The sequence below is a fragment of the Salinivibrio sp. IB574 genome (assembly GCF_001996205.1).
Taxonomy (GTDB): Bacteria; Pseudomonadota; Gammaproteobacteria; order Enterobacterales; family Vibrionaceae; genus Salinivibrio; species Salinivibrio proteolyticus.
Genome location: NZ_MUFN01000002.1, coordinates 269,552 through 275,586, shown reverse-complemented (window position 1 = coordinate 275,586; position 6,035 = coordinate 269,552). Strand labels below are relative to the sequence as shown.

Annotated in this window: 6 protein-coding genes; 2 read left to right on the top strand and 4 right to left on the bottom strand. The window is 48.4% G+C overall.

Going from position 1 to position 6,035, the window contains the following annotated elements; genetic code table 11:
* The coding region (locus BZJ17_RS01970) for an MFS transporter (RefSeq protein WP_108743765.1) at positions 1-1,132 on the top strand (1,132 nt) is incomplete at its 5' end.
* A gap of 150 nt (positions 1,133-1,282) precedes the next feature.
* Here the strand turns inward: BZJ17_RS01970 and BZJ17_RS01965 are convergent.
* The 3 genes from BZJ17_RS01965 to arcA all read right to left on the bottom strand — a co-directional run bounded on the left by BZJ17_RS01965 (position 1,283) and on the right by arcA (position 4,872).
* A complete protein-coding gene (locus BZJ17_RS01965) occupies positions 1,283-2,428 on the bottom strand; it encodes a DUF3103 family protein (protein ID WP_077639596.1) in 1,146 nt (381 codons plus the stop codon).
* A 400-nt stretch (positions 2,429-2,828) separates the two neighbouring features.
* Positions 2,829-3,452, bottom strand: a complete 624-nt coding sequence (locus BZJ17_RS01960) for an outer membrane beta-barrel protein (protein WP_077639595.1) — start codon at positions 3,450-3,452, stop codon at positions 2,829-2,831.
* Between the two features lie 199 nt (positions 3,453-3,651).
* A complete protein-coding gene (gene arcA / locus BZJ17_RS01955; RefSeq protein ID WP_077639594.1) occupies positions 3,652-4,872 on the bottom strand; it encodes an arginine deiminase in 1,221 nt (406 codons plus the stop codon).
* A gap of 329 nt (positions 4,873-5,201) precedes the next feature.
* Here arcA and rraB point away from each other — a divergent pair, with 329 nt between their 5' ends.
* Positions 5,202-5,582, top strand: coding sequence for a ribonuclease E inhibitor RraB (gene rraB / locus BZJ17_RS01950; protein ID WP_077639593.1), 381 nt, complete (start codon positions 5,202-5,204; stop codon positions 5,580-5,582).
* Between the two features lie 52 nt (positions 5,583-5,634).
* Here the strand turns inward: rraB and BZJ17_RS01945 are convergent, their stop codons facing one another.
* Positions 5,635-6,018 carry a DUF2061 domain-containing protein gene (locus BZJ17_RS01945; protein ID WP_069587986.1) on the bottom strand — a complete coding sequence of 128 codons (384 nt, stop codon included), beginning with the start codon at positions 6,016-6,018 and terminating at the stop codon, positions 5,635-5,637.
* Positions 6,019-6,035 lie beyond the last annotated feature (17 nt).

Below are 6,035 nucleotides of genomic sequence, written 5' to 3'. Positions count from 1 at the left end.
GAAGCAAGGTAGAGCATTGGGGGTATTGTTTGGTATAAATGGTTTAGGCTTAGCTCTAGGACCATTTCTTGGTGGTATTCTTGTGAGTTTTATGGGATGGAGATGGATTTTTTATATCAATGTTCCGATCATTTTGATTTCAGTGCTGGCCTGTTTATCCTCAATTCCAAAATCGGAGAGCAAGGAGAATAAGGGGAGTCTAGATCTTCCAGGATCAGTATTGGTGACGTTTATTCTAGGATGTGTGTCTATTTTATTCACACAAGGCGAGCTATGGGGTTGGGTGTCCTCTTTGTCGCTTATGTTGTTGGCTACTATTGGTCTATCTATTGCGTATTTTATTTATGTTGAAAAAAAAGCGTCTGATCCTATAGTCAATTTTAAAGTAATGCGTAATTCACAGTTTTCATCTTCAGCTATTGCAGCTTTTACTTTAGGTGGGTTTTACAGTCTCGCATTCTTTTTGATGCCCTTGTACTTGGATAGTATTAAGAATTTCTCTGCATTAGATATTGGCTTTATGTTATTACCTACTACAGCCGGTGTAGCAATTATCTCTCCTTTTGTAGGTAAGGCAGTGGATAGGTTGGGATGTAAGCCAGTTATTATGTCGGGACTTGCTCTGTTAGCGTTATCGGCAATGTTGCAAGCTCAGTTTGTCGCTAATGAGACAATGCTATTTATTCTGGTTGCGTTCCTATGTATGGGAGTAGGGTGGGGATGTGTCTTAAGCCCTTCGATGACAGCGGCGGTAACATCTGTTCCGCAAAGTTATACGGGAGCTGCGATTGGGAACTTAGGCACAATACAGAACACAGGGGCGTCTATAGGCCTTGCCGCAGGTGTTGCTCTTTTCAACAAAGAGTTTCTTAGCAATCTTGCCCCAAAATCAGAGAGTTCAATAGTGTCTGCGGTTTCTGATGGTGACATTAGTCAATTAATTAAGGTAATAGAGGAGCAGCTAAATATAGCTGAAAGCGTTGCTACTCAGATTGTCACTAAGGGCTTTATGGCTTCATATACAAGTGCAATGCTACTTCTTTCTGCCGTGAGTTCGCTCTCTTTCTTCATTCTTCTTTTTAAAATGAAAGGTGCAAACCTAGCTTCATTTGAAGAGAAAAGTCAGATTTAGTCTACGGAAGAAGAATTTATCCAGTGTTCTCCGGTTCCTACGTCGGAGTATGTGAACGAGCACTATCAACTACCATGCTTGTTATTACTACAAAAAACGCAGCCCTCAGGCTGCGTTTTGTCTATCTAGCTCAGTGAAACCAAGCCTGGATTACTTAGTTGGCTCGATAACCAGAGGCTCCCAAGTAGCGGTGGCGTTGCCGCTAGCGCCGATGTGATCTTGGTAGGTGCGGTCTTTGAGGAGGGTGTAGTACACGTCCACAAAGTCATCATCGTTGGTGAGCCAGCCGCCGGGGATGGCTTCGATGATCTTACCGGTGATTTTGGTGATCACACCGTAAGCTTGCACTTCAAGATCGGGGATTGCTGCAATGATATCGCTAGCAATTTCGTTGAGTTTCAGCGCCAGCTCTTTGTAGTTGGTGCCGTCGTCTTGTTCCATCAAGATAACATCCGCGGCGCCCCAACGATAACGCTCCCAGTGGATCATTACCTGATTAGGATGATAAGTGGTTTTGTCGTAATCCAAATAAGGCATATCCACAATGTCGAGCGTTGGCTCGTCACGGCTTGGGTTCACACCGGTCACAATGGCATACACTTCCGCCGCACCAGAGATCCAAGGTTCTTTGTCATCTTCAAGACGAATCGTTTTCAGCACCGTGGTGTGAATGGGTTGTGGCTCTGCTGCCATCATCGGGGCGCTGCGACGGACACGCGGTGCAGGGTTTTGCTCTGCGAGGGTGCGGCGCATCACTTCTAGGCCAGCTTTCAGTGAGGCTTTGCCATTGGTGTCGACCACTAAGACAGGACGGTCTGGCATTTGGTAGACGTCGAGCCAATGGGTATTGCCTTCAATATCAAATGCTTCAATTTGCGTCCATGTTTGCTCATCGCCAGCAGGTTCAAAGGCGAATAGCGGCGATTGACCCGCTTGCCAGCGTGCGAGCATGCTTGGGTCGGCCAAGCGAACTTCGAGCAGTTGGTCAGCCACTTCTTCGACGCCTTGCGCTTCACGCAATGCACGGTCGGCGCTGTATAGCTGCGAGTCAATGCTGCGTTTACTGCGCGCGCTACGCGTTTGGGGCTCGGTAAGTGATGAGAGCGACGCGCTTAAGCTGTAGCTGTTAATGCTACGGTGCAAGGTCGGCGCAATCAGCTCGTACTGTTGGCTCAGTTGTTTGGCGGTGTCGCGCTTGATCTCAACCACGGTGTTGTCTGCACTGCCGGCAAAAGCAGGAGCAAGAACTTGAGTAAGACCGGCAAATAGCAGCGAAATCAGTGTTTTTTTATTCATCGCATTTCCTTTTTGTTGTGTTCCAACTGACGTTAGCGAGGCTAACGCTTTGTATCTTGCGATGCTTGTCTTCAAACACGCTATCTCAAATAAAAAGGGCTGTGAGCACAGTTCACAAAAAAACTGAAACTCTAATGCGAAATTAGTAATTTTTGGCAGTAGAGTAAACACTCAATACAAAAAAGGAATGATAAAAGTAGGGGGTTTGTTTAAACATCAAAATCGAAACGTTGAGAATAACGCGCTGAATTATTGAGTTATTTAATAGTTATTGGGTGATAAAGCTGGCAAAAAATAAAAGTCAGAAGTGAGAAGGCACGCTGAGCCTAAACATGACGGTAGCCGGTAAAACTGTAAGCGGTGACCGAGATAATCGGCCACCGTGACGTCAGACAAAATCTTAGAAGGTGTAATTCAAGCCCAAAAAGGCTTGATGAGTGTCTTCAAAGGTAATGCGTTGGCCTAGCAAGACATTGTCGTCTGTTTCGAGTTTTTCGTAGCGGTAGCCAAGCTCGAGACTAATGTGGTCGGTAAAGTGATGACCAATCGATGTGCTAAGGCCGGCGGCAATACCGTCAGTGTCTATTTGGGAGGTGAGCGTTTGTCCGTTGGCACGTGCACTTACATCAAGTGTGTTGTAGTAGTAGCCCACACGGCCGCCTACGCTGATGTAGCTTGCGGGTGTAAAATGGAACAGGTAATCACTGCCCACACCGTATTGGTAACCGTCGCGGCTTAACGTGAATTGCGAGCCTGTCGCAGATAACTCACGGTAAGACACTTCGCTTTCGCCATTACGTTGTAAAAAACCATAAACGCGTAGGTTGGGACCAAAATAGCTACCGACTTTCAGCGTCGCCATAGCGCCATCGTCGATATCATCGGCCAATTGTTCGGTGACAGGACCGCTTGTTTCGCTGCCATAGCGAATATGCCCGAGTTCAGCGCCAAGGTAGAGTGAATTGGCAAAAGTGGGTGTCACATATAGCGCGGCAATCAAGGCAATATAGGGAATGGTTTTCATTATTTGCTTCTTTTTCTCAATGGTTAGGTTGGGGTCCCATCCATTGGGTTGTTGCGACAGCTTATCGTGTGATCCGTGTCAAAAAGCGGCAGGAGTATATAGTGGGTTTAAAGTCTGTGCAATCTTTATATTTTTTCAGTTTAACTCTTTGTAATTAAACAATTTAAAAGCCGCTGGCAAGGCAGCGGCTGACAGGCTGTTAGATACCGTCGCGTTCCAGCGGGCAGCTCATGCAGCGCGCGCCGCCGCGGCCTCGTCCGAGCTGATCTCCGGGCACAGATAATACCTTGATACCGGCTTTATCATACTTTTCATTGGTGTACGTATTGCCTTCGTAGCCAATGACAACGCCAGGACGTACGGTTAGCACGTTGTTGGCGTCGTTCCATTGCTCACGCTCGGCCGCGTAGCTATCACCACCGGTGGTAATGATATTGAGTGGGCCGACATCCAGCGCTTTTTCAATCGCGGTGAGATAGCAAGATTGTGCTTCCACGTTTAGGCTGTCTTCCCCTTTGCGGGTTAAGCGCCAGCATGGCAAATCAGGGCGCATCACGGTGGGGTAGACCGAGAAGGTATGCACATCCATATGGGTCATTACGGTATCAAGGTGCATACACGAGCGGTTTTTCGGTAGTTGTACCGCAATCACTTCTTTGGCTTGACCACTAAACAGCAGGCTTCGCGCCAATTGTTCCACCCCTTGAGGCGTGGTGCGTTCCGACATGCCAATTAAGACGGCGCCGCGGCCAATCACTAATACATCGCCGCCCTCAATCATGGCGTTGTCGTAATCACGCACTTCATCACCGAGGTAATTAATAAACTGGCTTTCTGCAAATTCGGGATGCCAGCGATAGATGGCGCGCAGGTGATTGGTTTCACGTTGGCGCGCGGATTTTGCCATCGGGTTGAGTGAGACACCGCCATATACCCAGCAGGACGTATCTCGGGTAAATAAGTGGTTCGGGAGCGGCTCAATCACGAAATCGGTTTTGTCGTGCATCGCTTGCATCATTGAGGATGATTGCACAGGCAAATCAATGTAGCTTAATCCGCCGAGTAAAATGTCGGCGAGTGCATTGTGATCGATATCGGCCATGTAGGCGCGCACGTCGTTAGCAAATTGGTAGCCGAGGCGGTATTGGTTGAGTTGGGTGTCGAGTAGCCATTGTTTTGCTTCTGGCACGGCGAGGGTTTCAACCAGCAAATTATGAAGCAGATAAACCTGCACCCCTTCGTTGGTTAAGGTGCGGGCGAACATATCATGCTCTTCTCCGGCTCGTTCCACCGCCAGAACATCATCAAATAACAGCTCATGGCAGTTCGATGGCGTCAGGTGGTTTAACGCTCGTTCAGGGCGGTGAAGCAATACCCGCTTCAGTTGCCCAACTTCTGATCCAACGTAAAACTCACTCATGGTAGGTCCTCTTTTTCCTTTCTACGGGCCAGGCAATGAGACAGACTACATCGCCTTACACACGTCATTGTGTGTCACCAGTGGTGCGGGGAGTGCAGGTCTTGCTCGAGGGACGGGCGTGTCTCATGTCCTCCTTGGATGGTCGAATAATGACAACCTTCTGAAAGCAGGTCAATGTTACAATTCACTAACAATCCCAGCGGACTAGCAAGGTCACAGAAAATTCATCAACTTGGCGACTTTCTGGTCAGTTTGCCTTTTTATCAACGTGGCATTTTTTGCTAAACCGTGCCATATTGCGCCCCACATTCACTATTTGGAGTCGCGGCATGTCACTGGCAGAAATGATTCAAGAGCAACAAGAAGATACTCGCATGATTATTGAGGAGCTTCTGGCGGATGGAAGCGATCCGGATGCGCTTTACACTATTGAGCATCACCTATCGGCGGCCACGTTTGCTGAGTTAGAAGATGCCGCTGTTGAGGCATTTAAACTGGGCTTTGAAGTGGCGGAAGCCGAAGAGCTAGAGCTGGAAGAAGGCGGGACCATCGTCTGCTTCGATGCGGTGATGGAAACGGCACTTAATGCCGAGCGTATTGATGAGCAAGTAGAAAAATTGATGACGCTTGCTGAAAAACACGATATCGATTACGACGGCTGGGGCACGTACTTTGAGTCGGGTGAAGAGGAAGGTCCTGAGGGCGAGTAACGCGCGACCCGGTTAAACGACTGAGTATAAAGCCACGAAAACGTGGCTTTTTTTAATGATGATGCCCCAAGTGCAGCGGAGCGGGTTTTACCGTATGGCGATGCTGCCATACCTTTTCGTGGAAGAAGTAGGCAAGGGTGTTGATGCTTGGCTCAACCAGTGCCAGTGCGCCACCGACTAACCAATCGCCACTGATCACATAGCCCACTAAGAAGGCAACGTTAAAGTGCACCACCGCAAAGCTGGCGGTTTTCACCACGGGACGTGCGCGGCGGCTCAGTTGCCAGAGTTTTTCATGAAGATAAAACGCGCCGGTATTGACGGTGGGCTCTGTCATCGCAATCAAGCTACCGATGATGATATCGCCCGTCAGCACATAGGCCACGGTAAAGGCGATAGAAAAGTGGATAGCGGCAAAGCTTAATGTCTTCTTCATGGTGTAGCTCCTTCGCG

Excerpts from the sequence above, each read along its gene's own strand:
- BZJ17_RS01965 (WP_077639596.1), bottom strand. The coding sequence starts at position 2,428 with ATGAATAAAAAAACACTGATTTCGCTGCTATTTGCCGGTCTTACTCAA.
- BZJ17_RS01960 (WP_077639595.1), bottom strand. The coding sequence starts at position 3,452 with ATGAAAACCATTCCCTATATTGCCTTGATTGCCGCGCTATATGTGACA.
- arcA (WP_077639594.1), bottom strand. The coding sequence starts at position 4,872 with ATGAGTGAGTTTTACGTTGGATCAGAAGTTGGGCAACTGAAGCGGGTA.
- rraB (WP_077639593.1), top strand. The coding sequence starts at position 5,202 with ATGTCACTGGCAGAAATGATTCAAGAGCAACAAGAAGATACTCGCATG.
- BZJ17_RS01945 (WP_069587986.1), bottom strand. The coding sequence starts at position 6,018 with ATGAAGAAGACATTAAGCTTTGCCGCTATCCACTTTTCTATCGCCTTT.